The sequence below is a fragment of the Maribacter sp. genome, from assembly GCF_039974175.1.
Lineage (GTDB): Bacteria > Bacteroidota > Bacteroidia > Flavobacteriales > Flavobacteriaceae > Maribacter_C.
Window position 1 is genome coordinate 262,195 of the sequence record NZ_JBDWJN010000009.1, and the last position, 18,233, is coordinate 280,427.

Sequence of the window (18,233 nt, forward strand, 5' to 3'; positions counted from 1 at the left end):
AACTAATGGTCAACCTCCGTCTTTCGGTTTCAATCGTTGCGTACACTGTTGAAGGACTTTTGTAGCGAAGGTGATCTTTAGTATCTTTAAGTATAAAATAAAACACAAAAAATATGTTTGGATTTGATATAGGTTACATTGCAATTGCTGCTGTTTTCGGACTGTTCAGCATGCTGGTAAGTAACCGTTTAAAAAGTAAATTTAAAAAGTACTCCCAAGTACAATTGCGTAACGGAATGAGCGGTGCCGAGATTGCTGAAAAAATGTTGGCGGATCATGGTATTCGCGATGTGAAAGTGATTTCCACCCCTGGTATGTTGACAGATCATTACAATCCCACCAATAAAACTGTTAACTTGAGCGAGGGGGTCTTTGCCCAAAGAAATGCATCTGCAGCTGCAGTAGCAGCGCATGAATGCGGTCATGCAGTGCAACACGCTACGGCGTATGAGTGGTTGGGAATGCGATCTCGGTTGGTACCCGTATTGAACGTTACTTCTCGGCTTTCCATGTGGGTAATTTTGGGAGGGTTAATGCTGATGCAGACCACGGCGATCGGGGGAACAATAGCTTGGATAGGTGTAGGCTTATATGGCATCGGCACCTTATTTAGCTTCATTACCCTCCCTGTAGAATATGACGCAAGTAATCGAGCGTTGGCTTGGTTGAAGAACAAGAATATGGTGAGTCAGCAAGAATACGCAGGTGCGGAAGATGCCTTGAAGTGGGCCGCCAGAACCTATTTGGTTGCTGCCCTGGGAGCGTTGGCTACCTTAATCTATTTTGCAATGCGGGTTGCAAGTAGAGATTAGTGTGCATTGAAATCGATATCAAAGCTGTTCTAATAAGTTTTGAACAGGTTTTTTTCTAACCAAATATACCTATGCAACGTAGTATTGTAATTCGACTGGCGACAATTACCGATGTAGACGCTATTGAAAAAGTAGGCAATGCTTTGTTCGATTATCCGATAAAACGAAATCGGGCAATAGAGTTTCTCAATGATGCAAGGCACCACTTGTTCTTGGCTTTTGACGGTGAAAACGTGGTTGGAATGGCTTCTGGGTTTCATTATGTGCATCCTGACAAAGACCCTGAACTCTTTATGAATGAGGTGGGGGTACTAGAAGCTTTTCAAAATCGTGGTATTGGAAAGGCACTTGTTAAAGCGCTTTGGAATTATGGCAAAGAATTGGGCTGTCTAGAAGCTTGGATTGGTACAGAAAAGTCGAATATTGCCGCCCAAAAGTGTTACGAAGCTTCCGGGGGGAAACCTGATGATGAGCCATTCATACTTTACGAATTTGATTGAGGTGTTCGAACTTAAATAGATATCTGTCGATCGATTTGCTGCTCCAAAGAAATAAAGGTCTCTGTTCGTGAAACTCCTTCGATCTGCTGTATTTCTTTGTTTAACACGTGCATCAAGTGCTCGTTGTCTTTGCAGAGCACTTTTATTAAAATTGACCAATTGCCTGTTGTATAATGACATTCCAAAACTTCAGGAATCTCTTTCAACTGCTTTACCGCTACCGGGTTGCTCATGGCTTTATCTAAAAAGATTCCGATATAGGCCATGGTAGTATATCCCATTACCTTCGGGTTGATCACAAACTTCGAACCGGCCAAGAGTCCCGATGCTTCTAACTTCCGCAAACGTTGGTGAATTGCTGCACCTGAGATACCGATGTTTCGTGCGATCTCCAATACAGGTTTTCGTGCATCGGACATTAAGAATCTTAATATTTTTTTGTCGATTCCGTCAATTTTTACGTTTTTGGAATTGGATTTCATCTTTACAGTTTCAGAATAAAAGTAAAAGTAACTATAATGTACGAAATTGATTGTAGTAATTTCTGCCCTGTTCTGAGCTAGCGTTTTAGGCCTCTATTTATTTATCATAAACCGACTCGGGATTATATCCTAGATAAGGCACGTCGTATTCTTTAAAAGTGATTCCATAATCTTTTAGTTCTTCAAGAATTGGGTCGTATACTTCTTTTTTGATAGGGATTTGCACTCCCGGGCTGGTAATTTTTTTGTTCAAAATAGCCAAGGTGGCAATCGCGACGGGTAACCCCACTGTTTTTGCCATTGCGGTATGTGTTCTGCTCTCTCCTTTAACCACGGTATTTGCATCGATTTGGTGTTGTTTTCCGTTCAATTCATAGCCAAATTTATGATACATTACGATCATGTCTTTATCCTCCTCATTGAGTGACCAACTGTCTTCTAGAATGAATTGGAGTAGTTGCGCAGGTGTCCCATTTTTTATGGGGATGGTCTTGTTGGCATCGAATAAATTTAATTCTTGCAGTTTTAACCACTTGATATCATCTTGTGCCATTTTTAGATAATGACGTAGTTTCAACTCAACAGAATCAGTTGAAGAATACGGAAGAAAGGAGTTGGTAAACTCACGATAGCTCATGCCCTCAGAATTCTCAATCATATAGCTGTCGTCAGTCATTCCGAGTTGAACAAAAATATCCCATGCTCTCGAAAATCCTACTCTGCGCATGGTGCCGCGATACAATGTTAGTACATCTTCTAAACCATAGGCTTCTCTATAATTTAACGAATCGCGATTGGCATATCCTTCGAATCTTCCGTAGCCTTCAATTTCAAAAAACTCGGTTCGTCGAAATAGTTTATGATAGGGAATGTATTTATAGGTGCCTTCTTGAATAAATTTAGCCGCGCCGCCTTGACCGGCTAACACAACATTTCTTGGGTTCCAAGTGAATTTATAGTTCCAAAGATTAGTGTCACTTTCGGGTGCCACCAAGCCACCGGTAAATGATTCAAAAAGAATCATCTTGCCGCCTTTTTCACGAATTCGATCAATAACCTGCATAGCACTCATATGATCGATTCCGGGATCTAGACCTATTTCGTTCATGAAAACCAGCCCTTTTTCTTTAGCTTGGCCATCTAAGGTTTTGATTTCTTTGCTTACATAAGAAGCGGTTACAAGATGTTTTGCAAAGGCAATGCAATCCTCAGCTACTTTCATGTGCATACGTGCCGGAAGCATCGACACTACAATATCATTATTCGCTATTATTTTTCTACGTGCCTCGTCTTGAAAAACATCAAGCTGCAGCACGGTACATGCGCTATGGTTGCCGATAGCGGAAGAAATCCCATTCGGATTAATATCACCAATAGTCAGATGAAGTTTTTCCAGTTCTGCCTTTTCCAAAAAATAATCAATTAGATATGATGTCGATTTTCCGGCTCCGACCACAAGTATTTTACGCATTAGCTTTCCGATTGGTTACTTTTGTAAACGAAATACTAAGGTATCAAATTGTTACATTTATAAAAAAATATGCTGTCTAAGTTATGAACAGAACAATATTTTTAACAGGAATTGTGTTTGGCGTGCTTGCGGTAGTCTTAGGAGCCTTTGGGGCACATGGATTGGAGGAGTTGGTTGATGCTGAGGCCATACAAACCTTTGAAACGGGAGTGAGATATCAAATGTATCATTCCCTTCTTCTTTTGGTTCTGGGAAGTACCAACCGCTTACCAGAGCAAAGTAAAAAATCGATTTACTATTTGATGGTAGCAGGAATGGTACTTTTTTCATTTTCAATTTACCTTCTATCAACTAATGGTTTGACTTCTTTCGATTTTAAGACGCTAGGATTTATGACCCCAGTAGGAGGATTACTTCTTATTTCTGGCTGGTTGCTTCTAGGTTATCGAGCACACAGGCATTTTAGCTAATATATTCTCATTTTATAAGGCAAAAGAATAAATTTTCAATAATTTTGACCTATCAAAATAGACATTGAATGAATAATTCGAAAAAAGTCACCGCCACCGTTTCGCTTGAAGCTTACGGAATCAAACATCACAACGTACATTATCAGCTCTCACCTGCAAAACTTCAGGAAATTACTTTGGCCAAAAAAATGGGTAAAGAGGCTTCTTCAGGAGCTCTTGCAGTCAATACAGGAGAGTTCACTGGGAGATCTCCTATGGACCGCTTCATTGTTAAGGACGAAATTACAAAAGATAAAGTCTGGTGGGGCGATATCAACATTCCTTTTGAGCCCTCAAAATTTGATGCCTTATACGATAAGGTGGTAAATTATTTGGGAGACAAAGAACTCTTTGTTAGAGATTGTTATGCTTGTGCTGATGCCAATTACCGTATGAACATTCGAGTGATTAATGAATATCCGTGGAGCAATATGTTCGCCTACAACATGTTTATTCGTCCTACAAAGGTAGAGTTGAAAAATTTTGATCCTGAATGGATAGTTGTCAATGCACCTGGCTTTATGGCTGTTGCGGAAGCTGATGGCACGCGTCAGCATAATTTTGCTATTTTGAACTTTACAAAAAAGATTGCTTTAATCGGAGGTACGGGATATACTGGTGAAATAAAAAAGGGAATCTTTTCAGCTTTGAATTTCATTCTTCCTGTACAGAAGAATACCTTACCCATGCATTGCTCTGCCAATGTGGGTAAGAAGGGAGATACGGCCATCTTTTTTGGTCTATCAGGTACCGGAAAAACTACCTTGTCAACTGACGCAAATAGAAAGCTGATTGGTGATGATGAGCACGGTTGGAACAATGAAAATGCGGTCTTTAATTTTGAAGGAGGATGTTATGCAAAAGTGATTAATTTGTCTGCCGAACAAGAACCTGAAATTTATGGTGCGATTAAAAAAGGAGCCATCCTTGAAAATGTCATCATGAATGACCAAGGCGTGGTCAACTTCGAGGATACCTCTATTACTCAAAATACACGGGTCAGTTATCCTATTTATCATATTGAAAACATCAAACAACCCTCGCTAGGCAAAAATCCGAAGAATATTTTCTTTTTAACTGCCGATGCTTTTGGAGTATTACCACCAATATCTAAATTAACGCCGAGCCAAGCAGCCTATCATTTTATATCAGGTTATACGGCAAAAGTAGCTGGTACGGAAGCCGGAGTAAAAGAACCTATACCGTCATTTTCTGCTTGTTTTGGCGCTCCTTTTATGCCTTTACATCCAACAAAATATGCAGAAATGTTGAGTAAAAAAATGCAAGACGCAGGGGTTAATGTCTGGTTGGTAAATACAGGATGGACTGGTGGCCCTTATGGCATCGGAACGCGTATGAAGTTAAAGTATACCCGAGCTATGATCAATGCCGTTTTAAACGGTGATTTGGGCTTGTATACTTATGATGATTATCATATCCATTCTGTTTTTGGAGTGGCGCAACCTAGATCTTGTCCGGGGGTGCCAACTGAAGTGTTAAGTCCGAGGGCCACATGGAATGACGATGAAGCGTACTATACTACAGCTTTTAAGCTAACCAATGCCTTCCGAGAAAACTTCAAACAGTTTGAATCCTATGCAAGTGAAGAAATACGTCGTGGCGGACCACAGCGATATGCTTATTAGTTGAAACAAGCATCTAAAGCTGGTAGGCCTAAAAAAAAGGTCCCTGAATTATAATTCAGGGACCTTTTTTAATTTGCGTAATAACGTTTATCTTTTGTTCGCTGCATTTATGTATTTCTGCAACGCCATTGTCATGGAAGGAGTTTCTGGAGTAGGAGCTTTAATATCGCATCGTAACCCAGCTTCAGTTGCCGCTTTAACGGTAGAATTTCCGAAAACTGCTATTCTAGTGTCGTTCTGCTCAAAATCGGGAAAATTCTTTAAAAGTGATTCAATACCAGAGGGACTAAAGAAAACCAAGACATCATAATAGACTTCTTTTAAGTCTGAAAGGTCACTAATTACGGTCTTATAAAAAATACCTCTAGTCCAATCAATTCCAAGTTTGTCTAAGGTCTCAGGAACAATGGCCTTCAATGAATCTGAAGAAGGCAAAAGAAACTTCTCATCCTTATATTTTTTAAATAATAACGCCAAATCAGGAAAATTCATTTTGCCTACATAAATCTTACGCTTGCGATACACTACATATTTCTGAAGGTAGTATGCCACAGCTTCTGACTGGCAGAAATACTTCATAGCATCGGGTACTTTGAAACGCATTTCTTCAGCGATTCTGAAAAAATGATCTACGGCATTACGACTAGTAAGTATAATGGCTGTATAATTATTGAGGTCAATTTTTTGCTGACGAACCTCTTTGGCATCAACACCTTCCACATGAATGAAAGGTCTAAAATCGACTTTAACTTTTTCCTTATTAATTAGTTTCGAATAAGGAGAGTTTTCCATCTTCGGTTCTGGTTGAGACACCAAAATCGTCTTTACTTTCATCTACAACTGTTTTTCGTTCCTTTGGTCAGATAAGGCAGTCTGCGAACGCTGTTAATAACTCTTCAAACTTCTGCCAAAATTATCACAGGCTTCTTGCCTACAGATCAATCTCTTAAATAACCTCCTATAATTACCCAAGGAGCAATTTCGAGTGCGCAAAGGTACAAAATAAAATAGAAAAAGTTGTTGGCAATGAATTTTTGATGATTCCTCAATAAGGTGACCCATCCTATTCCATTTATTAAAAGAATCAAGAAAAATGTTCCATAAATTACAGCTTTTGAATCTTTAAAAACATAAGTTAGAATAATGTTTGCCATGAACATGATTAAGCCGCTGTGATTTAAGTAGGACAGCTTCTTAAAAATTAGCTCGCTTATGATTTTATTTGAATTGAAAATAAAACCATTTCCTAACTGCAAAAGTACTTTTACAACTAAAAAAAGGAATAAAGTGCCTAGTATGATTGGGTACAAATAGGAATTTAGATCTGGTTCTTTCAAAGGACCGAAAATAGCCTTCCAAGATAAGTATAAGAATAGCGAAAAGTTGAATACCTGAAAGACCGTAAAAAAAATATGAAACCAATTGATCAGCTTTTCCTTTTTGTTATACATGAAAATGTACTTGTTGTTAAAGGGTAAGATGATAAAATTCAAAAATCGATTGTAAAAAGTAGTCTTGGCAAGCACCACCAATATCAGACTGCCAAAGATGAGGAGGGTAACCCAATCAATATTTTCTATGTTTCGAAGAGTTGGTTCCACTATTTGAGTTTGATATTGTTGCCGTTGAGTCCGTATGGGAGATTATTTTCCGAGATACCTAATCTGAAGTATCCTGGGTTTTCCATTTTGGTTTTTGGTAGTTTAAACGTAAAATTTACAGTATCATTTGATTTCAAGGCTAAAATTGTTGTATCAATAGGAGAGGCTACAATTTTTCGAACATCACGTACTTCTTTATAATCATTCAGATACGCCAATCCGAATTTAAGTTTATGCAAAGGAATAGTCACCTTGTAGGGGTTGTATACTTTCATAACAAGGGTCTTGTTCAAATCAAATTCCAATTCATCTTTTTCCACTATACACTTCAATCTGCGAAAAGATTCGAAATGCTCGATGTATTCCCCATAAAAGAGTTGACCATTCGATCTAGGGTAGGCAAAGCCTGCTATACGCGTATAAGGCGTCACATAAAAAACTCTATTATGCTGAACACTGGCCTCAGCATCATCAATTGAATATTGATTTTGCCGGTAATTGATATTGTTTAATGAAATGGCTTTTCTACCTGAATAAAACTCATACATCGGTGCATTTCGATAAGAGTTCTCAAAAACTACTGGAATATCCCAAACATCATACTCCAATCGATCCACCCATTCTTTGTTGCCATGAGATTCAAAAACTATAGGAAAAAAAGGCTCGTAAATAAGACCCACTCTAAGATATAGAAGTATGATTATGTTTGCAATTGCCAAACCGAAGAACCACTTTCTAATCTTCTCATTTTCTAAGATATAGTTAAATACGATTAAAACCATGGGAATTGAAATCACAATAATCCACTGTGTTTGCACCCGTTTGGAAAAACTTGAAACAAAAAAGAAAAGGAGCACTCCGTAGGTTAAATAGACTAGTGCTTTGTTGAAGGTGTTTTGCGGTCTTGACTTGAATAAGATATAATATGCAAACGGAAAAGTGAGGCCGAATATGGCCATGAGATTCACGAAATACCCCAAGGTGAACTTGTTAAAGCTATAGGCTTGATTTGGACGTTCAAACAGATGATATCGTATAGAAACAAAATCATTTTCGTACAACCAAACAAAGTGTGGGGCATAGCATAAGAGTGCTACAAAAACCGCTAACCACGCATATTTGCTGGTTATCAATTTTAGATTGGAAAGCAGCACAAACACAATCACTAAAATCGCATGATACTTGCTGTACATTAAGGCCGCCATGACCACCCCTAAAACTAAGGACAAAAGCACCGAAGGTGAGGTTATAAATCGTTTATATACTAATAGAAACAGTGCGGTAAAAAACAAAAGTGGGGTATCTGGCAATGTAAAGAAACCATAGGCGTTTAGTAGGGTCATCGAAAATGCAACTACGAAAAAATGCAGTACGTAATCCTTCTTTTTTTGGTGATCGATTAGCAACCATAAAATAATCAAAGTGGCAGCCGAAAAAACACAACTCATAAAGCGAACTCCTAATTCGTCTTTGAAAAAAAAGCTACTTGCCTTGATTAACCAAGCTACCATTGGAGGATGATCAAAGTAACCCCAGTCAAGGTTTTTTGCATAGTACCAGTAGTATGCTTCGTCGAAAATAAGCTCTGTATAATAAGCTTGTAGTAGGTTTAGTATTAAAATCGATCCTAAGAGAAAGAAAAAAAGCTTGGGCAGTTTTTGAAACATGTGTTGCGATTATTCTCGCCAAAATTACGAATTCTAGCATTTAAACTTCGATTTAAAAAAATCATAAAACGACCAATGTCACTTTTCGGCACTTATGAAAACACTATTTTTGCTGAAATCAAACCAATTGAATGTCTGATAGCTTAGTTATTATCCCTACCTACAATGAAATTGAGAACGTTGAGGCAATTATCAGGGCGGTTTTTGAATTAAGGACTAATTTTCATGTTCTTATTGTTGATGATAACTCCCCCGATGGTACCGCAGCAGTCGTACAGCGCTTACAAAAGGAATTCGGCGATAGGTTGTTTTTGGAAATAAGAAAAGAAAAATCTGGACTTGGCACGGCCTATATTCATGGTTTCAAGTGGGCCATAGCGCGAAAATATGATTACATCTTTGAAATGGATGCTGATTTTTCGCACACTCCCTCTGATTTGTTGCGTTTGCACACTGTCTGTAAGAATGGTGCTGACGTTGCCGTTGGCTCGCGGTATAAGAAAGGAGTGAATGTGGTAAACTGGCCTTTATACAGGGTCTTACTATCTTATGGAGCATCCTTTTATGTAAAAATGATCACGGGTATGCGAGTGCATGATCCCACAGCAGGTTTTGTGTGCTATAAAAGGCATGTGTTAGAAAATATTAATTTAGATTCCATTCGTTTCGTGGGCTATGCTTTTCAGATTGAAATGAAGTTTAGGGCATATGTAAGGAATTATAGCATAGAGGAAGTTTCAATTATTTTTAGAGATCGTGTAAAAGGGAAATCTAAAATGAGTTCCTCTATCGTTAGCGAAGCTATTTTTGGAGTTTTAAAAATGAAATGGAACAGTTTGTTTCAAAAAAATAGGTTTTAAGAATGGCAAAACAGCTTATCAAGAATGCTACTATAGTAAATGAAAACACCATTTTTGAGTCGGATGTTTTGATTCAGGATGATCGTATTCAAAAAATTGGAAAAGATATCTCTGATGCCGAAGCCAAAGTTATTGATGCTAGCGGGAAGTATTTGTTGCCTGGAATAATCGATGATCAAGTACACTTCAGAGAGCCCGGCCTAACACATAAGGGAAATATTGCCTCTGAAAGCAGAGCTGCCATTTCAGGTGGAATAACCACTTTTATGGAGCAACCGAATACAAATCCGCAAACAACGACTATAAAAAAGTTGGAAGAAAAGTTCGCGATGGCAGGTGCTTCGTCTTATGCGAACTATTCTTTTTTGTTTGGCGGCACAAATGACAATTTAGAAGAGCTAAAACGCTTAGATAGCAAGGCTTGCTCAGGCGTAAAGTTGTTCTTGGGTTCTTCTACCGGAAATATGTTGGTTGACAACGAGGAAGTACTGGAAAATATTTTTCGAAGTACAGAAATGGTAATCTCAGCACATTGCGAAGATGAAGGTACTATCCGACGCAATTTGGCAAAATTTAAAGAGGAGTTTGGCGAAGATATTCCTGTAAAATACCATCCTTTGATACGAAGTGAGGAAGCATGTTACCTTTCTTCTTCAAAAGCCATAGCTCTCGCCAAAAAAACCGGAGCACGATTACACGTTTTTCATCTGTCCACGGCTAAGGAAATGGACCTGTTTCGCAATGATATTCCTTTAGAAGAAAAGAAGATAACTGCAGAAGTATGCATTCATCACTTGTGGTTTTCAGATGAGGACTATGAAACCAAAGGCACTTTAATCAAGTGGAATCCAGCTGTCAAGACGATTTCTGATCGTGAAAAGCTATGGGAAGCTTTGTTGGATGATCGCATTGATGTTATTGCCACTGATCATGCCCCCCATCTTTTGGAGGAAAAAGATAATATTTATACGAGAGCCCCTTCTGGTGGGCCTTTGGTGCAACATGCGTTGCCAGCAATGCTTCAAAAGTATAGCGAAAAAATGATCTCTTTGGAAAAAATAGTGGAGAAAATGTGCCACAACCCAGCGAAACTTTTTGATATAGAAAAACGCGGCTTTATTAGGGAAGGTTATTTTGCAGACTTGGTTTTGGTCGATTTGGATAGTGCATGGCAAGTGACCAGCGGAAACACCTTTTATAAATGTGGATGGTCTCCATTTGACGGCTTTACCTTTGCTTCTAAAATAACTCATACTTTTGTAAACGGACATTTGGCTTTTGAAAATGGCAATTTTTCTGATGAACGAAATGCAAGAAGGTTGACCTTTGAACGCTAGTTATGAAAAAAGCACTTCCACTTCTCTTGATTACCTTGTTCTTGTCCTGTGCCGAAAAGTTAATGGACAAGCCTGCCAATCTTATTCCCAAAGAAAAAATGGTCTTGATTCTGAACGATTTGGCTATTGTAAATGCAGCCAAAGTGACCAACGCACAGATTTTGAGAAAGCACGATATAGAACCTACAACCTATATTTTCACGAAGTACGGTGTGGATAGTATTCAGTTTGTTGAAAGTGATCGCTACTATGCCTCTATACCCGAAGAACATGAAGAGATTTACACGGCGGTAGAAGCAAAATTGGAAGCTGAAAAGGAGCGTATTACACAGGCCAAAAAAATAAAGGATAGTTTGAAGGCCGCAGAGGCAAAAGCTACACCTAAAGGATTGATACCTAAGGATTCTCTTCCAAAAAAAGACGGCAAGAAAAAGTGATTGTCGGTTCTAGTGACTCAAATTCAAAGCCTAAAATTTCTTGTATTTTTTGATTTTCGTATAGGTCACGGTGTTTCATCGAATGAATCGAATTTTTTGTAATTCTACGCGGGTTTCCAGTTAAGGCGCTCCAAATGGAGTCTCCAATACGCCCTATTTCTAACTGCCAATATTTTAATTTTTTGGAGGGCCCTGGTTGATCTAAAGCTCTGGTTAATCGATTCAAAATTTCTTGAAATGAAAGATTTTCAGCTACCGCAATAAATCGCTCGTTTTCAATTTGCGAATCCATTAGTAAAGTCATCATTTTAACGACATCGTCTACCGTTATAAATCCAGTGCCTCCGGGGGGGTAAAAAGAATAGCCTTTATTTGCAGTAGTGAAAAGTGCACCGCTACCTGTATCCCAAAAACCAGGTCCGAGTATGACTCCAGGATTTACCATTACCACCGAAAGACCTTCTTGTGAACCCCGCCAAACTTCCATTTCAGCTTCATATTTCGAAAGCGCATAAACGTTTACGTTCTGATCGTTCCATTCATTATCTTCGGTTGCGAGGGTGTTGGTTACACTTTTTCCAATAGTGCCAATAGTACTGACGTAACAAAGCTTTTTAATATTATTTGAAATGCACAAATTCACAATGTTTGCCGTGCCTTCAGCATTGATTTTTAGTAGCTTTTTGTAATCCCTTGGGTCAAAAGAAATAAGGGCAGCGGCGTGATATACATAGTCTACGTCTTGAAAAGCATGTTGGAGTTCTGGAATGTCATTAAGATCAGCTTTAACCCAATCAATGGCCTCAAAAAGTGAAGATGCATTTTTGGCGTAATATCCGAAAACGTTTTGTACACGGTTTAGCTTACTTTCTTGCCGATATATGGCGCGAACTCGAATACCTTTCTGTAGCAAATGCAAGAGTAAGTGCGCCCCAACTAAACCAGTTCCTCCGGTGACTAAAACCATAGTTCAAAGTTAGCGAATACACGTGGATAATTTCCTTTTGATACTTCAGGAAAAGCGCAATATTTCCTTTTATATTTGCACAGAATGCTAAACTTGATTTAAAATGGCTACCAACTTTGTTGAAGAATTAAAATGGCGAGGAATGTTGCATGATGCAATGCCGGGTACAGAAGAACATCTTTTGAGCGGTATGAAATCAGCTTATGTTGGTATCGACCCAACTGCCGATTCACTTCATATCGGGCATTTGGTGGGTGTGATGATGTTACGTCATTTTCAGTTGGCAGGCCATAAACCTTTTGCCTTAATTGGGGGTGCGACCGGAATGATTGGTGATCCTTCTGGGAAATCGGCAGAACGCAATCTGTTAGACGAACCTACCCTTCGCCATAACCAAGAAGCTTTAAAAGAACAGTTATCGCGTTTTTTAGATTTTAGCAGTGAAGCCGAAAATGCCGCCGTTTTGGTCAATAATTATGACTGGATGAAGGATTTCTCATTTTTAGATTTTATACGTGATGTGGGGAAACACCTTACAGTCAACTATATGATGGCCAAAGATTCAGTTAAAAAGAGGTTGTCGGCTGAAGCAAAAGAAGGCATGTCTTTTACCGAGTTTACCTATCAATTGGTTCAGGGTTATGATTTCCTATATCTCTACCAAAAATACAATTGTTCCTTGCAAATGGGAGGTAGTGATCAATGGGGAAATATTACTACCGGAACAGAGTTGATTCGTAGAATCGGCGGTGGCAAAGGGTATGCCCTTACATGCCCATTGATTACCAAAGCCGACGGCACCAAGTTCGGCAAAACGGAAAGTGGTAATATTTGGCTGGATACAGAAAGAACATCGCCTTACAAGTTCTACCAGTATTGGTTAAATACCTCAGATGCTGATGCCGAAAAGTATATCAAAATATTTACGTTTCTTTCAAAAGAGAAGATAGAAAATTTGGTTTCCGAACATGCTGAAGCTCCTCACCAAAGGATCTTGCAAAAACGGTTGGCGGAAGAAATTACCAGGGCCGTTCATTCACAAGACGATTTGGATAATGCCATCGCGGCTAGCGCTATTCTCTTTGGAAAATCTACTTCCGATGCTTTGAAAAAGTTGGATGAAAAGACCTTTTTAGATGTTTTTGATGGGGTGCCACAGGCCGAAATTTCAAAGTCTGTCTTGAATGGTGAAGGATTGGATATGATAGGAGCCTTAGCTGCTCAGACGGGGTTTTTAGCTTCTAACGGCGAAGCGAGAAGAGAACTCAAGCAAAATTCCATTTCGGTAAACAAAGAAAAGGTACAGGAAGACTATATGATTACCACTTCGGACTTAATCAATGAAAGGTTCGTACTCTTGCAAAAAGGGAGAAGGAACTATTTTGTTTTGGTAGTGAACTAATGCGGTATGACGCTCAAGGCTGTGTTTAGGACTAAAAATGGAGTTTATTTTTTATCTGCAATTGCCCTCTTATCTGCGGTTCTAGTCTTTATGAGCACGATTTCAATGGGTTTTCCTGATGGTCACCTTACGGAATTTGAAAGGGCAGCCAAACCGCTTTTGCTTGGATATAGTATAGTCGCTCTACTCTTCGGACTTCTATTTTGCGGCCTAGCGCGTTTTTTTTCAAAAATCCAAAGTAGGGCAGTCTTTCGTTATAGTTTTGTCATTTTTATTTTTCTGCTTATAGGAATAGGAACGTTCTATTTTTATCTCAAAGCTAACTTGGACCATGGTGGAGGTGGGTAAGGCAGGTATTAGAGCACCATCAAATTACACCCGCGAACATCAGAATGGTCAAAACGACCCAAAATTTCAAAACTTTCGTCCGCGTAAAGCTTTCCTAGGTCTTGAGTGGCGATAAAGGAGCATGAATTGATATTGGCCAAATCAATGATGTTAATTCCACCAGTTTTTCCTCTTTTTTGAAAACTAAGCGGGTCTTCGGTATCTCGGATCAAAACCTTCATCCAATTTGGTGTTTTAAATAGTCCGTTTCCTGATGAATAGGCTTGAGAAAGCAGTTCGGTCATTCCGTATTCAGAATGAATACTATCGATTCCGAACCCCTGTTTTAAAGATTGATGGAGTTCAAAACGAATCATTTCCTTTCGTCGGCCCTTCATACCTCCCGTTTCCATTACAATTGTATTTTTTAATTGTAGCGGATATTTCTCCGTAAAATTCAACAAAGCAAATGAAACTCCTATGAGCAACACTTTGCTTCCGGAAGAATCTAATTGTAGTAGTTTCTTTTTTAGTGTATCAAATTCATCCAAATAGAAACCACTGTCCGAATGTCCACTTTTATGAATAAGATCAGCTACCATATAGACAAGTGAAGAATCTTCTCTCTCTAAATAGGAGGGCAGTAATGCCAGAATACAATAGTCTTGAATATTCCCATAAAATTGCTGAAAGGCTGTCAAGTAACTCTGTTCATAGATACGAAGATCTGCAACATGATGCTGACTTGTTTGCTTTCCAGTGGTACCACTGCTTGAAAATGAAATTTGAGGGCTCTTTGCACCCGTTATTATGGTCTTAGACTTAAAGAACTCGATAGGTAAAAAAGGAATGTCAAGAATTTGTTGCACTTCTTTTGGAGACTTTCCCAAGTGGGAGCAAAATTCTCGGTATGCAAAATTATTCTGATATTGAAATTGAAAGACTTCCAAAGCCCTCACTTCAAAGTCAGAATCATTTTTTATATTAAATATAGATGCGGCTTCCATGCTGAGTTCTCCTGTAAAAGTAAACATACCGCAGCTCTAATAAAACAAAAGCCCTTGCTAACAAACAAGGGCTTTTCAGAATTTGAGTTAAGCGTATTATTTTACAACCAATTTACGCGTCATCGTATCGTTGTTTTCTGTTACTTGTAATACGTATACTCCGGCAACAAGCCTCGAAATATTTAACGATTTGGATATAATTTTGTCAGTAAGCACGATTTCTCCAAAAACATCGTATACTACGATATCCTTAAGTCCGTTCTTGGCTGTCGTAATATACACCACATTGCTTGTAGCGGGGTTTGGATAAAGTTTAAATGATTCCTTTGCCGGTAAAGTCTGATTGACGTGTGTAGTATCTTGCCCATAGGCAGATAGCGTCAACAGCAGCAGCAAGCCGAAGTAGCATTTTTTCATAGGTTAAGCATTTGGGATTATAAAGATAAGGGAAGAGCTAGTTTGTAAACTAAATATTGTTGTGAAATTCGACAAATTGTAGGTAAACGATTTTTTACTAACAGTTCATCGATTTTTTTTACCAATCAACGATGAAAATAACAACAAAAAGGAAGAAAATGTGATGGTTAACTACTTAATAATCAGTTTTCTTGTAGCGACTTTGTCTTTCTCATAAACGCGAAGTACATACACGCCAGCATCTAAATCGGAAAGATTGAGTTCTATGCCTAAAATTGTTGTTTCCAATACTTGAGTGCCAAGAACATCAAAAATCAAGATTTTCTTTGCAGCATTTTCATCGGTACTGATATAAACCTTACCATTGGTCACCGGGTTTGGGTAGAGTTTAAACCCGTCAATATCTCCCTTAGCACCACTGTTTTGAGCGTAGCTAAAAGAAACAAACAAGAAGAAAGCGATCAGGTAAAGGTGCTTCATACAGTATTGTCAACAAAATGTATACCACAAATATAATAATAATACGTTCTAAAGCTTGGTATCAGTTTCTTTAATGGCCGAATTTTTCGACGAAATGCAGTTCAACGACTAATTCAAAGTCGTTTAAAAGTAAATTTAAGGGTATTAATCGGGTACAATGTTATCAAATTGTTACTACATTAAATCAACGTTAAGAGCAATTTTGGTAAGGCTTTTATCTTTACATTTGAAGAGGACAAATTTAACATTTTATGAAATGAGTAATCATTATGATTCATTTAGCGATGTTAAAAGGTTAATACGAATTACATCTGACCAATAAAGAACCACACAATTAAAACAGATGAAAAAAAAAGACATTCGAATACTTTTAGTTGATGATGAACCAGATATTTTAGAGATTTTAAGTTATAATTTATCGGCTGAAGGGTATAACATTTTTACTGCTAGCAACGGAGCGGATGGAGTGGCCAAAGCAAAGAAAAAGCAACCACATCTTATTATTTTAGACGTTATGATGCCTGAAATGGATGGTATTGAAGCATGTGAAATCATTCGAAATACGAAGGGGTTAGAAAATACTATTATCACCTTTTTAACCGCGCGTGGCGAGGATTATTCGCAAGTAGCTGGTTTTGATGCCGGCGCTGATGACTATATTACCAAGCCTATAAAACCAAAAGTGTTGGTTAGTAAGATAAAAGGCCTGCTGCGAAGACTAAAGGAAGATGATGCTGGTACCGAAGATATCGTAAAAGTGGGTAATATTATAATTAACCGCGAGGAGTACAAAATAATAAATGATGGCGTAGAGCTGGTTCTTCCCAGAAAGGAATTTGAATTGTTGTCGCTATTGACCTCGAAACCTAATAAGGTATTCAAAAGGGAGGTGATTCTAGACCGTGTATGGGGTAATGAAGTAGTCGTTGGTGGCAGAACTATCGATGTTCACATTCGAAAGCTTCGCGAAAAAATAGGAGAAGATCACTTCAAAACCATAAAGGGAGTCGGGTATAAGTTTGTCTTATAAAAACCCAAAACTATCTTTCCTTATAACCGCATTCAAACTCTTAGAAAAATAATTCAGCAGTCAAAGCAGTCATTTTTTAGCTTAGGACTGTCCTACCTTGACTAAAAATATGATATTTGTGAAAACCCTTTGACCCACCGGTTAAGAATCCGTTCAAACATGTTTAAATGGCTATTCGATTAAAGAGATCATATAAATTCGCTTTTCGCACTGCCACCTTCATAGGTATTCTACTTACCATTCTTCTTGGGTTTTTTATGTGGTATAGAAATGTATCAGACTGGCTTTTTCTTGTAGTGTTTGCCTTGCTTTCTTTTGGTATATCATTTTTTGTAGTTCAACTGCGCATTGAAAAGTTTATTTATCGTAGAATCAAAAGAATTTACGACGACGTTTCGCTATTGGAATCAAGCTCGTTGACCTCAAGAACGATTACTACAGATATGGCCACACTTACCCAAGAGATTGAAAAATTTACGCAAGACAAAAAAGTTGAGATCGATACCTTGAAAATTCGTGAGGAATATCGAAAAGACTTTCTAGGTAATGTGTCTCATGAATTAAAGACACCTCTTTTTACGGTGCAAGGCTATCTTGAAACCTTGTTGGACGGTGCCTTAGAAGATAAAAACGTGCGAAAAAAGTATCTCAACAGAGCCAATAAAGCTGTGGAAAGATTGATTTATATTGTAAAAGATCTCGACCTAATTACAAAGCTAGAAGCGGGAGAGTTAAATGTTAATTGGGGGGTATTCGATATTATTGACCTTATTAAGACCAGTTTCGAACTTTTGGAAATGAAGGCTGCAAAAAAGAAAATTGCATTGACCTTTGATATGGATTACGAGACCCCAATTTATGTTCGAGCCGATGTTGAAAAAATAAGACAGGTAATAACCAATCTCTTGGTGAATTCTATTAAGTATGGTCACGAAAATGGAACTACTGAAGTAAGCGTCGAGAATTTAATTCAAAACAAGGTTATTGTTCGTGTTACGGATAACGGAGAGGGTATTCCAGAACAACATGTTCCCAGACTTTTTGAACGGTTTTATCGTGTTGATCAAAGCCGAAATCGAAAAGAAGGTGGTTCAGGATTGGGCTTGGCCATCGTGAAACACATTATTGAAGCCCATGAAGAACGAATTTATGTGGAAAGTGTTGAAGGGGTAGGCTCAGAATTTTCGTTTACATTGGAAAAAGAGGAAAAAGAGGATAAAGAGGAAGAAGTGGACGAAGTGATGTCATGATACAACTATCCTGAACTAAGATTTCCTTAGC

19 protein-coding genes are annotated in these 18,233 nt (G+C 38.3%); 10 read left to right on the forward strand and 9 right to left on the reverse strand.

The annotated features are described in order from the left end of the window. Positions 1-113 precede the first annotated feature (113 nt). Positions 114-812: a zinc metallopeptidase gene (locus ABJN95_RS07685; protein ID WP_348369792.1), complete on the forward strand. Its 699-nt coding sequence runs from the start codon at positions 114-116 to the stop codon at positions 810-812. A 71-nt stretch (positions 813-883) separates the two neighbouring features. Beyond that, positions 884-1,312: a GNAT family N-acetyltransferase gene (locus ABJN95_RS07690; RefSeq protein ID WP_348369793.1), complete on the forward strand. Its 429-nt coding sequence runs from the start codon at positions 884-886 to the stop codon at positions 1,310-1,312. 11 nt (positions 1,313-1,323) lie between these two features. On the opposite strand, the gene ABJN95_RS07695 is transcribed toward ABJN95_RS07690, so the two are convergent. Both ABJN95_RS07695 and ABJN95_RS07700 read right to left on the reverse strand, forming a co-directional pair. Next, positions 1,324-1,794 carry an Lrp/AsnC ligand binding domain-containing protein gene (locus tag ABJN95_RS07695; protein WP_348369794.1) on the reverse strand — a complete coding sequence of 157 codons (471 nt, stop codon included), beginning with the start codon at positions 1,792-1,794 and terminating at the stop codon, positions 1,324-1,326. Positions 1,795-1,891: 97 nt separating this feature from the next. Next, positions 1,892-3,265, reverse strand: coding sequence for a saccharopine dehydrogenase C-terminal domain-containing protein (locus tag ABJN95_RS07700; RefSeq protein ID WP_348369796.1), 1,374 nt, complete (start codon positions 3,263-3,265; stop codon positions 1,892-1,894). 83 nt (positions 3,266-3,348) lie between these two features. Here ABJN95_RS07700 and ABJN95_RS07705 point away from each other — a divergent pair, with 83 nt between their 5' ends. Both ABJN95_RS07705 and pckA read left to right on the forward strand, forming a co-directional pair. After that, positions 3,349-3,735: a DUF423 domain-containing protein gene (locus ABJN95_RS07705; protein WP_348369797.1), complete on the forward strand. Its 387-nt coding sequence runs from the start codon at positions 3,349-3,351 to the stop codon at positions 3,733-3,735. Between the two features lie 68 nt (positions 3,736-3,803). Next, on the forward strand, positions 3,804-5,420 hold the full coding sequence (pckA, locus tag ABJN95_RS07710; protein WP_348369799.1) for a phosphoenolpyruvate carboxykinase (ATP): 1,617 nt from the start codon (positions 3,804-3,806) through the stop codon (positions 5,418-5,420). Between the two features lie 87 nt (positions 5,421-5,507). On the opposite strand, the gene ABJN95_RS07715 is transcribed toward pckA, so the two are convergent. The 3 genes from ABJN95_RS07715 to ABJN95_RS07725 form a co-directional block, all read right to left on the reverse strand. Then, positions 5,508-6,254: a uroporphyrinogen-III synthase gene (locus ABJN95_RS07715; RefSeq protein WP_348369800.1), complete on the reverse strand. Its 747-nt coding sequence runs from the start codon at positions 6,252-6,254 to the stop codon at positions 5,508-5,510. A 104-nt stretch (positions 6,255-6,358) separates the two neighbouring features. Then, positions 6,359-7,021, reverse strand: a complete 663-nt coding sequence (locus ABJN95_RS07720) for a DUF4271 domain-containing protein (RefSeq protein WP_348369802.1) — start codon at positions 7,019-7,021, stop codon at positions 6,359-6,361. Then, entirely contained in the window at positions 7,021-8,688 is a 1,668-nt protein-coding gene (locus tag ABJN95_RS07725) for a glycosyltransferase family 39 protein (RefSeq protein ID WP_348369804.1), read from the reverse strand. The genes ABJN95_RS07720 and ABJN95_RS07725 overlap by 1 nt, the downstream gene beginning before the upstream one ends. 131 nt (positions 8,689-8,819) lie before the next feature. Here ABJN95_RS07725 and ABJN95_RS07730 point away from each other — a divergent pair, with 131 nt between their 5' ends. The 3 genes from ABJN95_RS07730 to ABJN95_RS07740 are packed head-to-tail and all read left to right on the forward strand — an operon-like array spanning position 8,820 to position 11,322. Then, a complete protein-coding gene (locus tag ABJN95_RS07730; protein WP_348369806.1) occupies positions 8,820-9,548 on the forward strand; it encodes a polyprenol monophosphomannose synthase in 729 nt (242 codons plus the stop codon). A 2-nt stretch (positions 9,549-9,550) separates the two neighbouring features. Further along, the gene (locus ABJN95_RS07735) at positions 9,551-10,885 is read left to right on the forward strand and encodes a dihydroorotase (protein WP_348369808.1); all 1,335 of its coding nucleotides are present in this window, start codon (positions 9,551-9,553) and stop codon (positions 10,883-10,885) included. Between the two features lie 2 nt (positions 10,886-10,887). Beyond that, positions 10,888-11,322 (forward strand): DUF4296 domain-containing protein, encoded by a 435-nt coding sequence (locus ABJN95_RS07740; protein WP_348369809.1) that lies wholly within the window; start codon positions 10,888-10,890, stop codon positions 11,320-11,322. Here ABJN95_RS07740 and ABJN95_RS07745 read toward each other — a convergent pair. Continuing rightward, positions 11,282-12,289, reverse strand: coding sequence for an NAD-dependent epimerase/dehydratase family protein (locus ABJN95_RS07745; protein ID WP_348369810.1), 1,008 nt, complete (start codon positions 12,287-12,289; stop codon positions 11,282-11,284). The genes ABJN95_RS07740 and ABJN95_RS07745 overlap by 41 nt on opposite strands. Positions 12,290-12,392: 103 nt before the next feature. Here ABJN95_RS07745 and tyrS point away from each other — a divergent pair, with 103 nt between their 5' ends. Then, positions 12,393-13,691 (forward strand): tyrosine--tRNA ligase, encoded by a 1,299-nt coding sequence (gene tyrS / locus ABJN95_RS07750; RefSeq protein ID WP_348369811.1) that lies wholly within the window; start codon positions 12,393-12,395, stop codon positions 13,689-13,691. 356 nt (positions 13,692-14,047) lie between these two features. Here tyrS and ABJN95_RS07755 read toward each other — a convergent pair whose 3' ends face one another. The 3 genes from ABJN95_RS07755 to ABJN95_RS07765 all read right to left on the reverse strand — a co-directional run bounded on the left by ABJN95_RS07755 (position 14,048) and on the right by ABJN95_RS07765 (position 15,922). Further along, on the reverse strand, positions 14,048-15,025 hold the full coding sequence (locus tag ABJN95_RS07755; RefSeq protein WP_348370079.1) for an acyl transferase: 978 nt from the start codon (positions 15,023-15,025) through the stop codon (positions 14,048-14,050). A 96-nt stretch (positions 15,026-15,121) separates the two neighbouring features. Beyond that, the gene (locus ABJN95_RS07760) at positions 15,122-15,442 is read right to left on the reverse strand and encodes a T9SS type A sorting domain-containing protein (protein ID WP_348369812.1); all 321 of its coding nucleotides are present in this window, start codon (positions 15,440-15,442) and stop codon (positions 15,122-15,124) included. A 171-nt stretch (positions 15,443-15,613) separates the two neighbouring features. Further along, positions 15,614-15,922: a T9SS type A sorting domain-containing protein gene (locus ABJN95_RS07765; protein WP_348369813.1), complete on the reverse strand. Its 309-nt coding sequence runs from the start codon at positions 15,920-15,922 to the stop codon at positions 15,614-15,616. A 343-nt stretch (positions 15,923-16,265) separates the two neighbouring features. Between ABJN95_RS07765 and ABJN95_RS07770 the strand changes: the two genes are divergently transcribed. Next, on the forward strand, positions 16,266-16,952 hold the full coding sequence (locus ABJN95_RS07770; protein ID WP_348369814.1) for a response regulator transcription factor: 687 nt from the start codon (positions 16,266-16,268) through the stop codon (positions 16,950-16,952). Between the two features lie 167 nt (positions 16,953-17,119). Continuing rightward, complete coding sequence (locus ABJN95_RS07775) at positions 17,120-18,202, forward strand: ATP-binding protein (RefSeq protein ID WP_348369815.1); 1,083 nt, start codon at positions 17,120-17,122, stop codon at positions 18,200-18,202. The last annotated feature ends 31 nt before the right edge of the window (positions 18,203-18,233 follow it).